The organism is Microcoleus sp. PH2017_05_CCC_O_A, assembly GCF_020738785.1.
Classification (GTDB): Bacteria; Cyanobacteriota; Cyanobacteriia; order Cyanobacteriales; family Microcoleaceae; genus Microcoleus.
In genome coordinates this window covers 1-19,542 of sequence record NZ_JAEQCB010000152.1, presented here as the reverse complement: position 1 = coordinate 19,542, position 19,542 = coordinate 1, and the positions used below count along the sequence as shown (strand labels likewise).

The 19,542-nt window shown below is 46.1% G+C and carries 14 protein-coding genes and 1 pseudogene; 7 read left to right on the top strand and 8 right to left on the bottom strand.

The window, feature by feature from the left end:
• The first annotated feature begins 67 nt into the window (after window positions 1-67).
• Together JGK20_RS27285 and JGK20_RS27280 are read left to right on the top strand one after the other, a co-directional pair.
• A complete protein-coding gene (locus tag JGK20_RS27285; protein WP_293232804.1) occupies window positions 68-3,772 on the top strand; it encodes a PAS domain S-box protein in 3,705 nt (1,234 codons plus the stop codon).
• Between the two features lie 4 nt (window positions 3,773-3,776).
• Complete coding sequence (locus tag JGK20_RS27280; protein WP_293185783.1) at window positions 3,777-4,904, top strand: ATP-binding protein; 1,128 nt, start codon at window positions 3,777-3,779, stop codon at window positions 4,902-4,904.
• 110 nt (window positions 4,905-5,014) lie between these two features.
• On the opposite strand, the gene JGK20_RS27275 is transcribed toward JGK20_RS27280, so the two are convergent.
• Window positions 5,015-6,196: an FAD-binding oxidoreductase gene (locus JGK20_RS27275; protein ID WP_366039549.1), complete on the bottom strand. Its 1,182-nt coding sequence runs from the start codon at window positions 6,194-6,196 to the stop codon at window positions 5,015-5,017.
• 269 nt (window positions 6,197-6,465) lie between these two features.
• Between JGK20_RS27275 and JGK20_RS27270 the strand changes: the two genes are divergently transcribed.
• Together JGK20_RS27270 and JGK20_RS27265 are read left to right on the top strand one after the other, a co-directional pair.
• Window positions 6,466-6,744: a hypothetical protein gene (locus tag JGK20_RS27270; RefSeq protein WP_293185782.1), complete on the top strand. Its 279-nt coding sequence runs from the start codon at window positions 6,466-6,468 to the stop codon at window positions 6,742-6,744.
• Between the two features lie 48 nt (window positions 6,745-6,792).
• Window positions 6,793-7,329, top strand: a complete 537-nt coding sequence (locus tag JGK20_RS27265) for a DUF2231 domain-containing protein (protein ID WP_293185781.1) — start codon at window positions 6,793-6,795, stop codon at window positions 7,327-7,329.
• 437 nt (window positions 7,330-7,766) lie between these two features.
• Here JGK20_RS27265 and cutA read toward each other — a convergent pair whose 3' ends face one another.
• The 3 genes and pseudogenes from cutA to JGK20_RS27250 form a co-directional block, all read right to left on the bottom strand.
• Window positions 7,767-8,087 carry a divalent-cation tolerance protein CutA gene (cutA, locus tag JGK20_RS27260; RefSeq protein WP_293185780.1) on the bottom strand — a complete coding sequence of 107 codons (321 nt, stop codon included), beginning with the start codon at window positions 8,085-8,087 and terminating at the stop codon, window positions 7,767-7,769.
• Between the two features lie 223 nt (window positions 8,088-8,310).
• Entirely contained in the window at window positions 8,311-9,210 is a 900-nt protein-coding gene (locus JGK20_RS27255; RefSeq protein WP_293185778.1) for a pentapeptide repeat-containing protein, read from the bottom strand.
• A 253-nt stretch (window positions 9,211-9,463) separates the two neighbouring features.
• Window positions 9,464-11,888 (bottom strand): annotated as a pseudogene (locus JGK20_RS27250) (after-VIT domain-containing protein).
• 280 nt (window positions 11,889-12,168) lie between these two features.
• Between JGK20_RS27250 and JGK20_RS27245 the strand changes: the two are divergent.
• The 3 genes from JGK20_RS27245 (at window position 12,169) to JGK20_RS27235 (ending at window position 15,930) form a co-directional block, all read left to right on the top strand.
• A complete protein-coding gene (locus tag JGK20_RS27245) occupies window positions 12,169-13,134 on the top strand; it encodes an Rpn family recombination-promoting nuclease/putative transposase (protein WP_293185775.1) in 966 nt (321 codons plus the stop codon).
• Window positions 13,135-13,375: 241 nt separating this feature from the next.
• On the top strand, window positions 13,376-15,034 hold the full coding sequence (locus tag JGK20_RS27240; RefSeq protein WP_293213707.1) for a CTP synthase: 1,659 nt from the start codon (window positions 13,376-13,378) through the stop codon (window positions 15,032-15,034).
• Window positions 15,035-15,504: 470 nt separating this feature from the next.
• Window positions 15,505-15,930, top strand: a complete 426-nt coding sequence (locus tag JGK20_RS27235; RefSeq protein WP_293185772.1) for a hypothetical protein — start codon at window positions 15,505-15,507, stop codon at window positions 15,928-15,930.
• A gap of 121 nt (window positions 15,931-16,051) precedes the next feature.
• Here the strand turns inward: JGK20_RS27235 and JGK20_RS27230 are convergent, their stop codons facing one another.
• The 4 genes from JGK20_RS27230 to JGK20_RS27215 all read right to left on the bottom strand — a co-directional run bounded on the left by JGK20_RS27230 (window position 16,052) and on the right by JGK20_RS27215 (window position 19,364).
• Window positions 16,052-16,954 (bottom strand): ROK family protein, encoded by a 903-nt coding sequence (locus tag JGK20_RS27230; RefSeq protein WP_293185771.1) that lies wholly within the window; start codon window positions 16,952-16,954, stop codon window positions 16,052-16,054.
• Window positions 16,955-17,100: 146 nt separating this feature from the next.
• The gene (locus JGK20_RS27225) at window positions 17,101-17,619 is read right to left on the bottom strand and encodes a hypothetical protein (protein ID WP_293185770.1); all 519 of its coding nucleotides are present in this window, start codon (window positions 17,617-17,619) and stop codon (window positions 17,101-17,103) included.
• A gap of 267 nt (window positions 17,620-17,886) precedes the next feature.
• Window positions 17,887-19,068, bottom strand: a complete 1,182-nt coding sequence (locus JGK20_RS27220; protein ID WP_293232803.1) for an MltA domain-containing protein — start codon at window positions 19,066-19,068, stop codon at window positions 17,887-17,889.
• A 41-nt stretch (window positions 19,069-19,109) separates the two neighbouring features.
• Window positions 19,110-19,364 carry a hypothetical protein gene (locus JGK20_RS27215; RefSeq protein WP_293232801.1) on the bottom strand — a complete coding sequence of 85 codons (255 nt, stop codon included), beginning with the start codon at window positions 19,362-19,364 and terminating at the stop codon, window positions 19,110-19,112.
• Window positions 19,365-19,542 lie beyond the last annotated feature (178 nt).

Here is a 19,542-nt window from a genome sequence, read left to right as displayed (position 1 = left end):
TTAGTCGTCAAGCTGATGACTAAAAGTGTTGCTAAAGTTAATTAGGAATACTTTTTGACCAAGATTTATGGAACTTGCTAATTTGTCGGTAAATTTACGATCGCCCTTAGAATTTGTCGATCGCCATCCTGTGACAGTTTCGCCCTCAACTTCCCTCCCAGATGCGATCGCCCTAATCCGTCTGGCGATGGACGCTTGTCCGCTACCGAATTCACCTGCACACTCAAACGAAACGGTAACAGCATCAATTAGTTGCATCTTAGTGGTCGAGGAAAATCAGCTAGTCGGATTGCTAAGGTTGGCAGATCTGCTGAACTTAGCCACCACATACGGATGGCAAGAAATGAAAGTTTCCGTCGCCATGACGCGGAATTTAGTTGTCTTAAAAGAATCAGAATTTACAGATATTTTTACCGCATTTAAGCTATTTTGTCAATACTCGATCGATTGTTTGCCAATTGTAGATGAACGGGGTCAGCCAGTAGGTTTAGTCACCGCAGAAAGGATTCACCCAGAAATTTACAGCCTCGTTAAAATGTTGCAGCAAGAAGTTGTCAAACTTCAGCAAAAACAGTGTGAACTCTTAGAAAGTAAGTCAGAAATCGAAAAACAAGTCAGCGATCGCCAAAACGCCGAAAATGCCCTGCGGGAGAGCGAGGCGCGCTACCGGGCGATTGTGCAAGACCAAAGCGAACTGATTTGCCGCTACCTCCCCGACGGCAAATTCACATTTGTCAATCAAGCTTACTGTCGCTATTTCGGCGTGCAACCAGAAGACTTGCTCGGTAACAGTTTTATGCCACTGATCCCAGAAGTAGACCGAGAAATTTTTCAAGAACAATATGCTTCTCTGTCTGCGGAAAAGCCTGTGTTTACTTGCGAACACCGAGTAATTTTGCCGAGCGGGGAAATTCGTTGGCAGCAGTGGATCGATCGGGCTATCTTCGATGCAAACGGAGAAATTGTGGAGTATCAAGCTGCCGGTCGGGATGTCACCGATCGCAAACAAGCAGAAATCGCTTTGCAGCAACTCAATGCAGAGTTAGAACTGCGAGTCCAGCAGCGCACTAAATTTTACGAACTGGCAGTATCGGCGGGCAAAGTGGGGGTTTGGGACTGGAATTTGGAAACCGACGAAATCTACGTCGATCCGTCTTTAAAAGCTTTGTTGGGCTATCAAGACGCAGAGATTCCCAACTGCATGGAACATTGGGGATCTCTGGTTCACCCGGACGATCGAGTTGCCGTCGGGGGAGCAGTCTCTGCTTATCTAGAGGGTGTGACAGAAATTTTTGAAGTCGAACACCGGATGCTCCGCAAAGACGGTAGCAACTGCTGGATGTTTGCCCGCGGGACTGCGGTTCGATCGCCCGACGGCAAAACCTACCGACTGATCGGGACTGACACCGACATTACCGATCGCAAATTGACCGCAGAAAAACTGCAAAACTCGGAAGCTGAACTGCTGGCGCTGTTTAATGGCATGACGGATATCGTGCTAGTTTTCGACGCCAGCGGCCGCTACCTCAAAGTCGCCCCCACGCCTCCCCAATTGCTGTACAAACGGGCTAATGAAGTGCTAGGCAAAACCCTCGCCGAAATCTTCCCAGAAGCCGAAGCTAATTTTGCCCTCGGCCACATTCGCCAAACCTTGGCATCTGGACAAACCCACAGAGTTGAATACAGCATGGAAATTGAGGGCAAGTTAATCTGGTTTGATGGCAGTATTTCGCCGCTGGGAGTCGATCGGGTGATGTGGGTAGCGCGAGACATTACTGCTCGCAAACAGGCAGAAGCTGCACTGCAAAAGAGTGAGGAAAAGTTTCGCAATTTGTTTGACGATGCTCCAATTGCGATCGGTTTGGCAAGCGTGCACGATTACCGCACGATCGAGGTGAATGAAGCTTACCGCCAGATGTTGGGCTACAGCGATAAGGATTGGGCGGTAATGAGTTTCGCTGATGTCACCCACCAGGAAGATTTACCAGCAGATGTCGAGCAAGTCAAGCAGTTGGTCGAGGGCAATATTCCTCGCTTTCAAATGGAAAAACGCCTGATTAAGAAAAATGGCGAGCTGATGTGGGCAAACATGACGGTGACGCTGATTCGGGATGGCGAGGGCCTTCCTCTCTACAGCATGGCGGCGATCGAAGATATCAGTTACCGCAAGCGAGCAGAAATGGAATTGCAGCAGTTAAAAGAACGCCTGCAATTTTTACTTGCTTCTAATCCTGCGGTAATTTTTACTGCCGCTGCGGCGGGGAAATTTTGTATTACTTACATCAGCGACAACGTTCAGACAATCGTTGGCTACGAGCCGCAAGAAGTGTTAGCAGATTCTAACTTTTGGTCGGGCAGGATTCACGCTGAAGATCTGCCACAATTTATAGTAAATTTTTGTGCTTTGTCTGAGGGTAAAAATTGCATTTACGAGTACCGCTTTTTGCATAAAAATGGAATGTATCGCTGGCTGCGGACAGAACTGAAACTATTGGTTGACAGCAGGGGCATTCCGATCGAAATTATTGGTTACGCCGCCGATATCAGCAATTCTAAATGCGCTGAAATAGCTTTGCGGCAGCAGTTTGAGCAAGAACGGCTGGTGGAGGCGATCGCCCGTCGCGTCCGCCAATCTTTGCAATTAGAGGAAATTCTTAACACCACGGTTGCCGAACTCCAGCAAGTCTTGTTAGTCGATCGAGTTTTGGTATATCAAATTTTACCCGAAATTGGCGGTCGAGTCATTGCTGAAGCGGTGGTAGAAGGATGCAGTCGGCTGATAGATAGATTTTTTGGCCGAGAGGTTTTTCCTACCGAATGTTATCAGCTTTATTTGCAAGGACGAATTTGTGCAATTTCCGAGCTAGATGACCCCTCCATTACACCTTGTATGATGGAATTTCTGCAACAAATTGAAGTTAGGGCTAAGTTAGCAGTCCCAATTATTCAGCACAGCCAACTTTGGGGATTGCTAATCGCGCACCAGTGCGATGGGCCCCGGGAGTGGCAAGAATGGGAAATGAATTTATTTCAGCAGTTGGTGAATCAATTGGCGATCGCCATTCAGCAATCTCTACTTTACCAGCAACTGCAAGCTGAACTGAGCGATCGCTTCCAAGCGGAGGCAAATTTGAAAAACTCCCTCAAAGAGAAAGAGATTTTGCTCAAAGAGATTCACCACCGCGTTAAAAACAACCTCTGCGTAGTTGCCAGCCTGTTAGAATTGCAATCTAACACGGTTGCCGACCCCCAAATAGCCAAAATGTTTGAAGAAAGTCAGAACCGCCTGTACTCTATGGCTCTGATTCACGAGAAACTGTACCGATCGACTAACCTGGCAAAAATTAATTTTGGCGAATATCTAGAAGATTTGGTCAGTAACTTGTTTCAGTCTTACAATATAAGTGACAACCGCATTCAGTTGCAGGTATTAGCTGAACAAATCTCCCTAAATATTGAGACTGCTACTCCCTGCGGCTTAATTGCTAATGAATTGGTTTCAAATACCCTGAAACACGCTTTTCCTCACGATACGAGCGGTACAGTTAGTGTACAATGCTATCAGACTGGCGATCGGGAAATCCACCTCTTCGTTAAGGACAACGGGATTGGCTTTCCTGAAAACATAGATTTTAGGAAAACTAACTCGATGGGCTTTCAAGTTGTCTGTACTTTAACCGAGCAGTTAGAAGGAACCATCGAAATGTCAAGAGAAATCGGCACAGCCTTTCACTTAGTATTTAACGAGTTAATTTACTCGCAAAGGTTCTAAAATCATGAATTTTCCAGAGCAAAAAATTAATAATATTAATATTTTAATTGTAGAAGACGAGCTATTGATCGCTAAGAACTTATCTCAAAGATTAGAAAAATTTGGATATAAAATCGCCGATGTTGTTTCTTCAGGAGCCGATGCCATCCATCGCGCAGGCGAACTCAAACCAGATTTAATTTTAATGGATATAGTAATCAAAGGCGAGATTGACGGCATAGCAACAGCAGCAATAATTCATCAACAATTAGATATCCCCATTATCTATACAACTGCTTATGCCGACGACGAAACTTTGCAGCGAGCAGAAAATACTGGTTCTTATGGCTACCTCCTCAAACCGTTTAAAGAAAGAGAAATGCACGCTACCATCAAGATAGCGCTGAGCAAACATCAAGAAGCCGTTGAAATGCAAAAACTCATGGCACTAGCAGCAGCGAAAAGCGAAAATAGAACGCGATTTGTTTCAATGGCATACCACGATTTAAACACTCCTTTGACTACCATACAGCTCTCGGCTGAAATGCTGGAAGATAGTGATTTGAAAATATCGCCAGGAACAACAAATAAAAATGTCAATCGCATTAAAAAAGCCGTCAGCAATATGAGTGAATTGCTGGACGATATTTTAATGCTCAGCAAAGCAGAAGCAGGCAAACTTTCCTTGAATTTAAATGAGCTAAATGTGACAGAGTTCTGCACATCTATTTTAGAAGAACTGCAACCGATCGTCACCGACAAACACCTTGTAACTTTCCTCGCCCAAACAGAGCCACTCCACGCCAATCTTGACACAAAACTGCTGCACCAATTGCTGACTAATTTGCTTTCAAACGCTATAAAATATTCTCCCAATGGCGGTTCTATTAGTTTAGAATTAAGCTGCGAAAACCAGCAAATAATATTTTGCGTTCGAGATGAGGGAATTGGGATGACAGCGGGATATGAAGAAAAACTCTTTCAGCAGTTTGAACGAGGTGCGAATGTAGGCAAGATTAAAGGTTCGGGTTTGGGACTCTGCATTGTCAAACACATAGTTGACCTGCATGGCGGTACAATAAGTGTGGAAAGTGCGATCGGTAAAGGTACTACATTTATTGTGGCGCTGCCTTTTTTAGTTATTGGTCATTAGTCATATTATGTCCGGTCAATTACCCACAATTAAATTGGTTTGTAGTGAGGACTTTAGTCCTCTGATTTTTATGAGGACTAAAGTCCTCACTACAAACAGGTTGATGGCGGTCATTTTTCAGCAAATCTATCCGGAGATAAAATCTCGATCGCCCAATCTTTTTCTTCCGCCGCCCTATTAGCAAATCGCTCAGCCAAAGCAGGTACGATCGCCAACGGATTGCTCAAACCAGAAAAAACGTGCAATCCAGGGCGATCGCGAATTTCCCCCACTACGGGAAACCTATCAGCGCTAAATGCCACAATACAATCGTGCCAAGCTGCCGGTAAATCTGCCGCATCTGGCAAAACCTTGCCGATACCTGCACGAATTGCGGTTTCGCTGGTTTTGCGATCGACTTTCGCGTTCAAATCGCTCAAAGTGCGAGACAATTGGCCGATCCGCAAACTCCCGTCATTAAATTGAATTGCACCCGAATCTAAAATCGGCGGTAACAACTCCTTACCCGGTTCGTCCCAAAGAAAATCTACCTCAATTTTACTAGATTGTGCTTCCAATTCAAAACGTTTTAATAGTGCGGGCATCACCAAAGTCCTGAGTTTCAAATCCACAGGTGCCGTCTCCAAAATCTCAGCACGACTAAAATAAACTCCCACAGAAATACCCGCCGTTTTTAGCAAACTACGACTCCAACCTCCAGCACAAATTACCGCATTTTTACAGGCATAACTTTCGCCTACCGTCTTGACACCCGAAATCCGATTTCCTTCTGCTATTAAACCAGTTACTTCCGCAATTTCTCTAATTCCTCCCAACCGCAAAAATCCTTGACAATAAGCTTGATTTGTGGCAGTCGGCGAAATATGACCGTGACGGACAGTTAGAGCTCCGGCGATCGCACTTTTGTTCAGCAAAGGTTCCAACTCGCCAGCTTCTGTAACGCTCACAAGCTGGGGAGGAATCGCAAAGTGTGCGTAATTAGCCGCGACTTTTTCTGGCTCAACTCCCGCATCAATTGTCAGCAACAAATCCAACTCGCGAAACTCCGTATTGCTATCTAATTCCGCCGATAAATTGCGGTGACGTTCGATACCTTCTGCACACAATTGCCGAGTTAAATCAGTCGTACCCGACCAATAAGCCAAGCCGCCGTAACTAAAACGAGTAGCATTTTGCATGGTAGCATCTCGTTCTAAAAGCAACACAGCAAAACCTTTTTTTGCGAGTTCGTAACTCAGCGCTGCACCAGTAATCCCGCCGCCGACAACAATCCAGTCGTAATTTTTCATCATGGGCAATTCACAGGGAAGGATTCACGAATTCTTCGATTTTATAGCAATTTCTTGATAAGTAGGGACAGGGCATTGCCGTGTCCGGTGCGGGGATGAGGACACCGCATTGCCGTTTCCCTAGTTGAAAAAATGATCTACCTACAGAAAGAGCTGAGGTGCGATCGCCCTAACAGAAACTTCCACCCCTTGGGAGATGCTCGCAACCGGAGATTTTTCGTTCAATAGTAGCAATTAGAAGCAGCAAAAATTAGAAACACCAGAGAGGTTTTATGAGTATCGACAAACCGGGCAAAGATATGCGCCGCACTGTCAATCCGGGCGATCGCATTTCCGACGAACCGCAAAGCATCGAAGAAAAAGCTCAGCAATTAGCAGTTGACCACGTGCCAGACATCACGGGAGATACAGTTACAGTTCCCACTTATTTCATCGTAGATGAACCGGACGGGGAAAAGAAAGCTTTGCACCACGTCAAAGACGCCGAGGAAATTTCTGATGTAATCCGGCAGGCGCGTGTTGACGAAAATGGCGATCGCATTTGGGATTAAGTTCAATCCAATAAAAACTGGTTTGTACAAAATTTATCGGTAGAAATCATGGAAACAAATCAAAGAAATAGTACGCCCTTTCCGAATGTTCCACCGATTCTAGAAAGTGACGACAGAGAGTATCGCGATGCCGGCATTACCAGTACAGTTTCAGTTGCAGGCCATCCCCTTCACCCCGTAATCGTCACTTTTCCGGTAGCCTTTTTAGTCGGGGCCGCGGGCACGGATATCGGTTATTGGCTGACAAGCGATCCGTTTTGGGCAAGAGCTTCGGTTTGGCTAATTGGTGCAGGTTTTGCTGCGGGGATTTTGGCCGCAATCACGGGCTTTTTAGATTTTGCAAGAATTAAAAGAGTGCGCGATCGCAGTGCCGGGTGGTTGCACATGGGCGGGAATGTGGCGGCTATGGTACTTTCCCTGATTAACCTGGTGTTGCGACAAGGAAATCCGGCTGAGCCGATCGTCTTTACAGGTTTAGTTTTGTCGATCGTCGTTGCAAGTTTGCTGGGCGTTACAGGCTGGTTCGGTGGCGAACTAAGTTTTCGCCACAAAGTCGGCGTCATCGGCCCTAGCAGTCAAAATTAGTAGGTTTGCGATCGTTTGTAGTAAGGACTTCAGTCGGGAGCATTTCAGTTTTGCATTTGTAGTGCGAGCGTCCCCGCTCGCGTGCTTTGTATAGCACGCGAGCGTCCCCGCTCGCACTGTAAAAAAAGGGGACGCTCGCACTGTAAAAAAAGGGGACGCTCGCACTGTAAAAAAAGGGGACGCTCGCACTGTAAAAAAAATGCTTTTTGCAAAAATGAGATGCTCCCCTTCAGTCCGTTTTTGTGCTGCGTGGATAATGCAGGACTAAAGTCCTCACTACGAACCTTTGTTTTTTCGTTTGTAGTGCGGACTTCAGTCCGTCTTGATGCGTGGATAATCAACGACTAAAGTCCTGACTACGAACCTTTATTTTTTCGTTTGTAGTGCGGACTTCAGTCCGTCTTGATGCGTGGATAAATTAGGAGTCTTCGTCCTCGCTACGAACCTAAAGATTGTGCAATCCAATCGAGATAAGCCTCACTGGCAGCAATAATGGGAATCGCAATAATTTCGGGAACTTCATAGGAATGGAGTTCCTGAACTTTTATTTTTAAAGCCTCAAATTTAGCCAAATCTGTTTTAATCACCAACTGCCACTCCGATTCCGAATGAATCTCGCCTTGCCAAGTATAAATAGAGCGAATCGGAGACAAACTTACACAAGCAGCCAGCCTGTGTTCAACTAGAGATTTAGCGATATTTTCCGCCTCCGCCTCCGATTCAGCAGTTACCAGCACCACCCCAAAATTAACACTCATAAGGATTTTAGATCAGATGTTAACAGATTTGATATTACAAATTACAAATTACCGATTACAAATTACAAATTACCATAAAAAAATGGTTTAAAGCCTCTCCCCGATCAGGATAAATTAAAAGATAAAAGAAGATAATTCATTACCCCAATCCTCTTCCTTAGAGGTAGAGGTCGCCTTCATCTGTCAACTGTCAACTGTCAACTGTCAACTGTCAACTGAACAATCACCCATTCTTAACTTCCGTAACTTCCCAAGAATTGACTTTGCACGCCCCAGCTAAGGAAAAGTAGCGCCTAGTAGATTCCGGCAAAATAGCTCCCGCCAACAAAGCATTATCTAAATTAGCTCCTATTAACGTCGCCTCGCTCAAATCGGCCGCCATCAAATCTGCTTGACACAGCTTTGCCCAATTCAAATTTGCCCCTTTCAAACAACTTCCCCTAAACTTAGCGCCGGTTAAGTTTGCTCCCGCCAACTTCACTCCCCGCAACTGAGCCGCGCTGAAATTCGCTCCCGCCAAATTCGAGCCTTCCAAATTAGCTCCCATCAATTTAGCTTCGCTGACGTTGACTCCGCTCAAATCTGCACCACAGAGATTCACGCCTGTCAACTGCGCTCGCCGCAGGCTGACTCCAGTTAATTGAGCACCAAAAAGTTTTGCACTGTTGAGCTTGGCACCGTAAAGGTTTGCCCATTTAAAATTAGCTCCGGTGAGGTTCGCGCCCAGCAAGTTAACTAATTGCAAGTCGGCGCTGCACAAATTGGCATTCCACAACACAGCACTCCGCAGGTTGGCGCCGGTTAAAGTTGCGCCGCTTAACTTTACCCTGGGCATTTTTGCTTTGACCAAAAAAGCTCCGCTCAAATTAGCTTTTGTCAAATCTGCGCCTGAGAGTTTGGTTTCGCCCATTTTGGCAAAACTCAGATTTGTTCTTTGCATCAGTGCGCCTTTGAGGGTTGCTTTGGTGAGAAACGCTCTGCTGAGGTTCGCTCCTGAAAGATTAGCGCGCGAAAGGTTGACTCCGATTAAGATTGCTCCGCTGAGGTTTGCCCCGCTCAGATCGGCTCCAGCAAAGTCTCTTTGTCCTTTTTCGTAATTGTTGAGCAGTTCGCTAACTTCCATAGGGCGTGATACCTTCTCTGATTGGGGGGGTTCGATCGAGAAATCTTTACTCTTAGGGTTGTTTCAGAAATTATACTGTTACAAAAATTAGACTGTTTCAGCGTTGGCATCAAACTGTATAACTTCTGTTAGCATCACTTTCTGTTCAAACGCGATCTCTTAATAAAGATTTTATATTGTTCTCTCGGTGACGATCGCCATTTCGGTACTTTTGACTTAAAAGTTAATGTTTCGTGACATAGATAGTCATTCCTTAACGATCGGCATTAATCCGCAATTTCAGCCTCAGCGTGCCCTTGAATCCTGCGGGAGGTTGCCAGGAGTTCAAGGCTGCCTTGATACTCTCAAGGGCGTCTGTTGCTTGCAGCGTCGAGGTTTGAGTGTCGATGGCCACTTTCGCAACACGGCCGTCTTGTACGGATAAATCCCATACCGTCTCGCCACTAACCGCCGCTGGGAGATTAACAGATCGCAGGTATTGATTCAGAGATGCGATCGCCCCAGCATCCAATCCGGAAGCGCTGACTACTTGCAAGCGAGCAGCAATCTGCTGCTGGCGCGATCGTTGGCTGTCAGGAGCTTGTCGCGGGAGAGGAGCTGGGGCTGGCGGTGAAACACCGCGAGTCGAGCTGGCGCTGCGAGTGCCACCTCTAGTTTGCTCGCGCTCGTCGGCCTGGACAATACCTTCATAGCTGACACCCTGCGGCAATTCCACCGGCACTTGCACGCGGCGCCGAGCACCATCAGGTTCGACTCGCACTTCTTCGCTCACAGCCACAAAAGCCGTGTATTCCGACAGCAAGCGATAAGCCAAAGCTGTATTAGTCACAGCTTCCACCAAAGAAGGAGTCTCGCCACCAAACATTTGATTCATTAAATCTTTAATGCGCGATCGCCCCCAAAGTTGAGCTACCGCCGGATTGCCAAAATCTGTAACAATTGCTGCGGCTGAAGTTGACTCCCGTTGTCTCCCTCCAGATTGAGCAAAATTAACAGGTAAAATTTGCTCGTAAGCTTTGCCGCCCGCTTGAGTGCCGCGGATGCGGAGTTGGCCGTTAGTTCGATCGCTCTTTTTGCCAAACAACACCAGCGGCTGACTGGTAAATAAGTCTGGGGGCGCGATCGGATAAATCTCCGGTTTTTCGCCCATTCCTTCCCAACTAATTTCAATATTAGTCAATACCGGACTGTTAATTTGACGGAAAAACTTTTCAGCAGCTTCCGCCGAAGGTTCATCTTGACGAATTACTTGAGACGTGCCTCTACCAACTTGGGCTAAACGGTTGAGCAAAAACCGATTCACCGAACTGCCGACACCAAAACTGTAAAGTCGATTGCCCGGTTTTATACTCTGCTGCACCAGAGCCAAAACTTCTTTTTCATTGCCAATATAACCGTCAGTAATTAGTACAATACTCCGCAGCCTTTCGGTTGGTGCAGCCGGAAACTTCATCACGGCTTGAATGCCGTTGAGCAGTTCTGTGCCGCCGTTAGCTTGCAACCGATCGATATAATTAATTGCGCTTTGTCGATTTTGGGCAGTATTCGCTAAAGGAGTAGCGGACAGCGCTTGCGCCGTGTTGGCAAAATCAATAATAGTAAAAGTATCCTTGGGATTGAGTCCTTGAATGAAGCGGCGCATCAACTCTTTAGATTTTGCTAGCGGTTCGCCCTGTTGAGAACCGGAAGTATCCATCAGAAACACGACATCTTTTGGTACAATTTCATTAGTTTTGTAGTTTAATGCCGGAATCAAATAAGTCGCAAAATGACCGCCCCGTTGGTCGGCTTGACTCAAGACTGTAGCGCGAGTATTTTCCCCTGATACTCGATACCGGAGAATTAAATCTTTGTTAGGAATTTTGTCATAATTGGCGAGTTGAACGCGCACAATATTGCCATTGCGTTCGGTGGTAATTTGATGGGAAGTAGAGCGGACATCGCCGATCGCAACTCCGGCATCGATTTCTACGGAAACAGCGATATCGCGACCCGATCGCGTACCCGGAGGCAAGAGAGGCGAGTTTATGCGATCGGCATCGCTGGTATTTTGCGAAATATAGCGCGGGCCTACCACAGTGGGAAACACAAATTCGTAATCGCCCCCGGCAAATTTGAGACTCTCGGTGTAGCGAATCGTCACTTCAATCTTTTCTCCGGGTTTGATATTAGCCAGAGACTGAGTAAAAATATTATCGCGTTCTTGTTCCAACAAACCCGCAGTCCTACCTGCGATCGCCAATTTTAATTTCCATATCATCCACCGCCGCTTCATCGGGGAGGGGAAATACATAAACAGCTTCTAAAGATTCGGGAAAAGGATTTTCAAATTTTTGAACAACTTCGACGCGGGAGATATTGCCGGCAATTTTAGCTGTAACTTCAGTGTGCTTGAGAGTAAAGACTTGTTCTGTAGACGTATTTTGAGTTTTGACGAACAAACCGCCGACTCGACAGCGAGTTTCTGGCGATCGCGCGCCCTTACAACTAACATCGTTACTAGCGAGGATTTTCGGCGACAGAGACGAATGATTTTGCCCAGGAGTGTTTGCCCGCGCCGCATGGGGAGCGAGAATAGCTCCGCACTCGTTAGCGAAGCCCTCGAAGAGGATCGCTGCGATCAATGCGATACCACCAGAAAGCAACCGTTGACGGGATAGAACGCAGACAAACTTCATAGCAATTTTTTTATCAGACTTGAGGTGCTCTACCTACCATGACTTTACCATTGGCGAAACGTTCCTGGGTTAGCTGTTTGGGAAAAATGACTGAACGGGATTTGAGATTTTAGATTAAAGATTTTATAATTGACTCCACAGGGGCAGACTGGGACTGGCATCGGTATTGAGGTTGTTTCGGGCGATCGCAGGGCGAACCCAACCTAAAAGATTGTATAATAGTTAGATACTTAAATAACTGTAACCTCAACCTCTCAGTCTCTAGTAAAAATAAAATACCATGAGTTTCATTAATCCCAAAACTGACTTTGCCTTTAAGAAAATCTTCGGCTCTGCTGACAGCAAAGACATTTTGATTAGCTTCTTAAATGCCATTCTATACGAATCAAATCCCGTCATCGAAGACTTAGAAATTCTTGACCCTTATTTGGCTCCCAAAATCAAAGGAGTAAAGAATACTTATTTGGATGTCAAAGCTAAAATTGGTGGCAGCAAAACAGTGATAATTGAAATGCAGGTATTGAACGTAGAATCCTTTGAAAAGCGGATTCTGTATAATGCTACTAAAGCTTACTCAGTTCAATTAAAAAGTGGAGAAAACTATGATTTATTGAATCCAGTAATTGCCCTGACAATTACCGATTTCCAAATGTTTGAGCATCTCGAAACAGTAATTTCGCGGTTTTGTATCAAAGAGAAAAACAATCGAATCGATTATTTAGCCGAAGAGTTAGAATTTGTTTTTGTTGAATTACCAAAATTTAACAAAACATTAGAAGAATTAGAGACACTGACTGACAAGTGGATATATTTCATGAAAACGGCTCGGACGTTAAGGTCTGTCCCGGAAGAGTTGGGGAATGTACCGGAACTCCGCAAAGCTTTTGGAATTGCCAATGAAGCCAATCTAGATCCTGATGAATTGGAAGATTTAGAAAGGCGAGAAATTTTCATTCAAGACCAGCGCGGTGCAATTACCAAAGCGACCAGAATCGGCATCGAACAAGGCATCAGACAAGGTATCGAACAAGGTATCGAACAAGGTATCGAACAAGGAAAGCAGCAGTTACAGCAGTTAGTTGTGTCGCTGTTGGAGCGCCGTGTCTGCCCGCTGTCGCCGGAGATCCAAACTCGCATCAGTCAGTTATCCGCTGAACAATTAGAGAATTTAGGAGAAGCAGTTTTAGATTTGACCAGTGTGTCAGATTTGATGGCTAAGTTGCAGACATATTCTCGATCGAGATAAAAGAAGCCTTGGTTTCTGGTTCGCCCTTGGTCTCTAACAGCGAACTCAGGAACAATCAACAGTTGGGAAATGGGCGATCGCACTCCAAACCCATGCCAACCGCCCGATTCAGCTAATGGGCGACTCGTCGTATCCGCACCCGTAGTTGAGAAAGGCTCAAACCCTGCTGGACAATTTTGGATTTTAGCTCTTAGATTTGAGTGTTACCTTCTTAACTAGAAAGATCTAAAGTCGAAAATCTATGACCAAATTTGTGTTTGTGACCGGCGGCGTGGTTTCCAGTATCGGCAAGGGAATTGTCGCTTCTTCCCTCGGTCGCCTATTGAAGTCCAGGGACTACTCAGTCTCGATTTTGAAGCTAGACCCCTATATTAACGTTGACCCTGGTACTCTCAGCCCGTTTCAGCACGGAGAAGTATTCGTCACCGAAGACGGTGCGGAAACTGACCTGGATTTGGGGCACTACGAGCGTTTTACCGATACTTCCATGTCTCGCCTGAACAGTGTCACCACGGGTGCCATTTATCAAGCGGTGATCAATAAAGAACGCCGCGGCGAGTATCAAGGGAGCACGGTGCAGGTGATTCCCCACATCACTAACGAGATTAAAGAGCGTATTTTTCGGGTAGCAAAAAATACTAATCCTGACGTGGTGATTACGGAAATCGGCGGCACCGTGGGAGATATTGAATCTTTACCGTTTTTGGAAGCAATTCGCCAGTTTCGCAAGGCTGTCGGACGGCAAAATGTTGTGTATATGCACGTGACGCTGATACCTTGGATTCCGTCGGCTGGAGAGATGAAGACTAAACCGACTCAGCACTCGGTTAAGGAGTTGCGGTCTATAGGCATTCAACCAGATATTTTAGTCTGTAGGTGCGATCGACCTTTACCTCTGGGCCTCAAACAAAAATTGTCGGAATTCTGCAACGTACCCGAAGAATGCGTCATCACAGCTCAAGATGCCAAAAGTATCTACGAAGTACCGCTGATGATGGAACAGGAAGGTTTGGCGGAACAAACCATCAATTTGCTGCAACTCGAACAGCGGCCACCCGATTTGACTCAGTGGCAAACCTTAGTCAAACGGCTGTATAGCCCCAGCCACAAGATTGAGATTGCTTTGGTTGGCAAATACGTGCGGTTGAACGATGCTTATCTTTCGGTGGTGGAAGCTTTGCGGCACGCGGCAATCTCGATCGGCTGCGACCTAAATTTGCACTGGATCAACTCAGAAGATTTAGAATCGGGAAACATCGAAAACTATCTCCAAAATATCAACGGCATTGTTGTGCCCGGAGGTTTTGGGATTCGGGGAGTTGACGGCAAAATAGCTGCGATTCAATATGCCAAACACCATAAAATACCATTTTTGGGATTGTGTTTGGGGATGCAGTGTGCTGTGATCGAATGGGCGCGCAACACCGCCCAACTACAGGATGCCAACAGCGCTGAATTCAACCCGGATACAGCAAATGCAGTAATTAATTTATTGCCAGAACAGCAAGATGTAATCGATTTGGGCGGTACGATGCGACTGGGTTTGTATCCGTGCCGTGTAAACCCGGACACCCTCGCTTTCAAACTGTATCAAAAAGAAGTGATTTACGAGCGGCATCGCCACCGATACGAGTTCAACAATGCCTACCGCAATCTTTTCTTAGAATCAGGCTATGTAGTATCCGGCACATCTCCCGACGGCCGACTCGTAGAAATGATCGAATTGCCCAACCATCCCTTTTTCATCGCCAGTCAATTTCACCCCGAATTCCAATCTAGGCCTAGCGCCCCGCACCCTTTGTTTCAGGGGTTTATCCAAGCAGCGAGCTCTCAGGGAAAGCAGGATGTTTTAGAAGCTGAGGCCCGCGACTTAGTAGCAGGGAAACTTGCAGGAGCCTGATCTCATCTTATCTGCGATCGATTAGTTTTGATATATTGGATGTCTGTAGGGCGGGTGAATACACGCAATATTCAAATCGGGCAGACAATTTCTGTACAAAACCCGCCCAACCCAAAAATCGGATTTGATTCGGGTTGCACTTACCAGACATGATATCGGGGAGCATTCTCAACGACGGAAAAACCTCACCTCCCGGCCCTTACAGGGGTTGGGGGGCTAGTACCCGAACGCAGAAGGGAGAAGGCAGAAGGTAAAAATGCTGATAATTTTTACTTAACTTTTTAGCTAAGATTTCCAGGGTGATACCAGTTTTACAAAAGAATGCAACTGTAGGTAAGATCCAAACCCCGATAGTCATCTGTCATTCCCAATTCTAAAATCTAAAATCTAAAATCTAAAATCTAAAATTGTATGAGTTGTCAAACTATCCTAAAATACCAGGAAACGCAGGTTTGAGGAGGTTTTGTGTTGTGGCTTACTGGAGCAAAATTACTTATGAGAAAAATACATACATAATTGACCTTGACACTATTAGTGCTTTTTCTAGCGAACCGGATAACAAGCGTATTACATTTTGGCTGCCGAATAGCAGTCTGCCGATTATTCTCAATCCCCAAGGGAATTATGAGGCTTACAAGCAAATTCTCGAATACATCAAAAAAACGGTCGATCGCAATTCTAAAGGTTCCTGGATTAAAATTAATTACGAGCGCAAAGAATTTGCGATCGATCTGAGTCGAATTAGCTCTTTTGCTAGCGAACAGAACGGTCGCTTAATCAGCTTTTACCTGCCTGACAGCGCTACTAATATTATTATCATGCGCGAAGGCAACTCGGACACTTATCTAAAAATTCAGGAATATATTAAAAATATAACTGGGCACTCTCTGCCATGAAGAAGTTATTAGTCGTTAGTCATTGGTCATCAGTCATTAGTCATTAGTCATTGGTCAACTGTCAGCTAAGAGGGCAGGCACGGGGGCACTGCCCCTACAACTAACTGTCAACTGTCAACTGTCAACTGTCAACTGTCATAAGAGCGATTTGCCAAGCTAATTTTGCAGCGCCTACCATACCTGCTTGATTGCCCAATTCAGCAACCAATAACTGCAAACCTTCCCGAGAACTCGGCAGCACGCGCCGCTCAATTTCCGTTTGAACTGCTGGCAAGAAAAACTCGGCACCTGCACTAATTCCGCCACCGATAATAATAGCTTCTGGTGTTAAAATATAAATTAGACTTGCTAAGCCGATACCGAGATAGCGACCATAATTTCTCCAAAATTCTAAAGCTTTAGCATCTCCAGACTTAGCTAAATTGGCTAATTCTAGCGGTTCCAAGCCAGTATCGCGACGAATTGCTAGCACGGAAATGTACTGTTCTAAAGAACCGTGATTGCCACTATTACACTCTGGGCCGTCGGGATTAATCGAAATTAATCCTAATTCTCCGGCTGCACCTAGATGGCCTGAAAATAGTTTGCCATCTAGGATAACTGCACCGCCGACTCCTGTTCCTAATGTCAGTAAAATCAGGTTTTTAAAGTGCTTTCCTGCCCCTAACCAAGCTTCTCCCAATCCGGCACAATTGGCATCATTTGCTAATATTGTCGGCAATCCGGTTTTGGCTTCCAACCAGTCAGCTAGGGGGACGTTGTGCCAGTTTTTGAGGTTGATTGCGACTCGGGCTATTCTGCCTGCTGCGTCTGCTGGGCCTGGTGTGCCAATGCCGATCGCACATACAGCATTTTCTTGTGGATTCAGTTGTAAAATAGCATCTGCGATGGCGGCTAAAACGGCTTCTGGAGTAGCGGGTTGAGGAGTTGGGACTGTTAAGGATTGGTGACAAACGCCGTCTGCGCTAAATCTGCCGAGTTTAATTGCGGTGCCGCCTAAGTCAATGCCGATTACTTGTGCCATTACGATTTAAGTTTGTAGTGAGGACTTCAGTCCTCTTTCGTCTTATTTGAGTGTGTGAAAATTAGCGACGGATGCGGCGCTTAATTGCTAAGAATATCATGCCGATCGCTCTGAGTCTATTAAATTCTTAGCCTGCTATATAAATCCTACGCACCCTCCGCATCCCTGCGATTCCCATCCCCAGAAACACCCAAACCATCCCCAACAAACACCGCCTCAATCACATTCCCATACCCACCAGCATCATCCTCAACCACCGGCAGCGGAAATCGCGTCAAAATCTCCCGCCCAATATCCCCCGCCACCTCCGACAATTCCCCGCTGCGAATTCTACCCAACAATTCCAGCCTGCGCGCCAATTCCTGAAGCGAAGCCACCGCATCTGTAGGGGCTGTGTCATCATATTCGCCCTCAAACAATCCAGTCCCAAACCGTCGCAACCAAGCCGCCAATTCACTATCTCTCAGGCGTTTGGCGATTAAGAAACCCGCTACATCCCCTCGACTCCAGCCGACATTCACCCCTTCCAGGATTTCCATGAATTTCGACTCGTATTCCGCGTCAGTTAGGGTGGGGCGGGGTGGCGGCGGCGCAGGTGGTGGAGGTGTTTTCCCCAATAAGCGCTGGATTAGTTGTTTGAGGAATTGCCAAATTTTGTTTAGCATTTTTCGGGTTGGGATGGGTGGGGTTGTTTCTATTTTAGTCTGGTTTGCTGGGTACTCATGAAAATCAAAGAAACCGGGTTTTTTCCTGATCTATCGATGATGGCGAATATAACCGGGTTTTTTCCTGATCTATCGATGATGGCGAATATTTTTCGTAAAAACCCGGTTTCTGGCCACTCGTGAAAATCAAAGAAACCGGGTTTTTTCCTAATCTATCGATGATGGCGAATATTTTTCGTAAAAACCCGGTTTCTGGCCACTCGCTTTCTACTTTAATAGCGGATAATACAGTTCTCCAGTCGAGTTGATATAACCCGCCCGATCGCCCGCCAGGTTCCCCGTGCCCATAAATACGTCAACTCTCCCCGCGCCTTTAATTGCACCGCCCGTATCTTGATCCAAAACAAACCGATTAACGGCATTTTGTTCGAGTTTCCCCGCCGCATTGGGATAGGGCAGTTTCGTGCTAATTAATGCTAGGGCGCCGGGAGGCATTAGCACTTTGTCGGTGGCGATCGACCTTTCGGCAGTTACGGGCACTCCAATGCTGCCGGTAGCAGGTGCACCTTTAGTATCCTGAAAGAAGACAAAGCTTTGATTCTTCGGCAAATACTTGTCCATATCTGCCGGAAACTTGCTAAAATATTCGTTGAGTTTCGGCAATGTTAGCTGTTCTAAAGTAAACTTGCCGTCCTTAACTAATTCTCGCCCGACACCTGTATAACTCTGACTGGTTTTCCCCGCGAAACCCACTGTCATCACGCCGCCGTCTGTTAGTTGCAACTTCGCCGAACCTTGGACGTGGACGAGAAATGCTTGGAAGCGATCGCGCAACCAGACTAATTCCAATCCCCGCAGCAATCCTTTGTTTCCCTGCAAAGCATCCGCACCTTCCAATTCCAATCTAGTTGGGTGAGGTTTGCGCCAAGAACCGAGGTTTGGCGGTGCTTTGTACAGGGGATAACGGTATTCGGAATTAGGCGTGCGAGAGGCTTGGTAAGTTGGCTCGAAATAACCGGTAAATGCAACTGTTCCTTTGTTGTCTTTGCCGATCGACTTATAAAACACAAACTCCCGCTTGACAGATTCCTGGAGTTGTGTTGGAGTTGTAGAACTGACAACTAATTCGCGGAATCGAGCTAGCGATCGCCGAACTCGATCGCGCGTAATACCTGAGACTGGATAGCGACTGTAAGCACTCTTCGCAGCCTGGGAGTTAAGATAACCGAGGCTGTAGTCGATCGACTTTAACAGCAATTGTTTATCCCCCGGCTTGCCATTTTCGCCCCAGATTTGAGCGTCAAAGGCGATCGACTCCACCTCACTCGGTTGTAATTGACTTACACTAATTTGTTGCAGCGCCGGAATTGCGATCGCGGGAACAGAAAATGCGATCGCTAAAACACAACAGGCGATCGCCAATAGCTGATAACGAAAAATCTTGCTCAACTTCTAAATTTCCCTAATCAATTGATAACTTTCCTAGTCGATTATTCATCGTATCGTTCGAGACTAGAACTAAACAGCGGTTCTACGCGAATTGCGAGAATACTGGAAGGGCGAACTACCATGTATTCTCCTTGAATATTTTTGATCGGAACATTGACAAATTCTGACGAATCTTGTTTGGGAACCAGGGTTTTATACCACTGTTGAAAATCCGGCAGAGTTGCAAAACGGATTTCTTCGCGGTGGCCGCCATCAAGCAGCAGGTGCACGGAATATTCGCTGGGTGTTCTAGCCATATGTGTATTGTAGATTTTTGATTTTAAGCTTTTGGAACGATTTCACATTTTACCTGATAGCTGGTAAAAGTATAGTCACCTATTACATGACATGGGAGGCTTCCAGTCCCTCCCCTTTCGCTTTCACTTCGAGCGGATTGACCCGCCTTGGCTGAACTACGCAGCTCTCTATCCCATT

Bases quoted from the DNA above. Each gene is read 5' to 3' on its own strand.
- JGK20_RS27245 (WP_293185775.1), top strand. From the start codon at position 12,169: ATGAGTTTCATTAATCCCAAAACTGACTTTGCCTTTAAGAAAATCTTC.
- cutA (WP_293185780.1), bottom strand. From the start codon at position 8,087: ATGAGTGTTAATTTTGGGGTGGTGCTGGTAACTGCTGAATCGGAGGCG.
- JGK20_RS27225 (WP_293185770.1), bottom strand. From the start codon at position 17,619: ATGCTAAACAAAATTTGGCAATTCCTCAAACAACTAATCCAGCGCTTA.
- JGK20_RS27240 (WP_293213707.1), top strand. From the start codon at position 13,376: ATGACCAAATTTGTGTTTGTGACCGGCGGCGTGGTTTCCAGTATCGGC.
- JGK20_RS27285 (WP_293232804.1), top strand. From the start codon at position 68: ATGGAACTTGCTAATTTGTCGGTAAATTTACGATCGCCCTTAGAATTT.
- JGK20_RS27275 (WP_366039549.1), bottom strand. From the start codon at position 6,196: ATGATGAAAAATTACGACTGGATTGTTGTCGGCGGCGGGATTACTGGT.
- JGK20_RS27265 (WP_293185781.1), top strand. From the start codon at position 6,793: ATGGAAACAAATCAAAGAAATAGTACGCCCTTTCCGAATGTTCCACCG.
- JGK20_RS27230 (WP_293185771.1), bottom strand. From the start codon at position 16,954: ATGGCACAAGTAATCGGCATTGACTTAGGCGGCACCGCAATTAAACTC.
- JGK20_RS27215 (WP_293232801.1), bottom strand. From the start codon at position 19,364: ATGGCTAGAACACCCAGCGAATATTCCGTGCACCTGCTGCTTGATGGC.
- JGK20_RS27270 (WP_293185782.1), top strand. From the start codon at position 6,466: ATGAGTATCGACAAACCGGGCAAAGATATGCGCCGCACTGTCAATCCG.
- JGK20_RS27255 (WP_293185778.1), bottom strand. From the start codon at position 9,210: ATGGAAGTTAGCGAACTGCTCAACAATTACGAAAAAGGACAAAGAGAC.
- JGK20_RS27280 (WP_293185783.1), top strand. From the start codon at position 3,777: ATGAATTTTCCAGAGCAAAAAATTAATAATATTAATATTTTAATTGTA.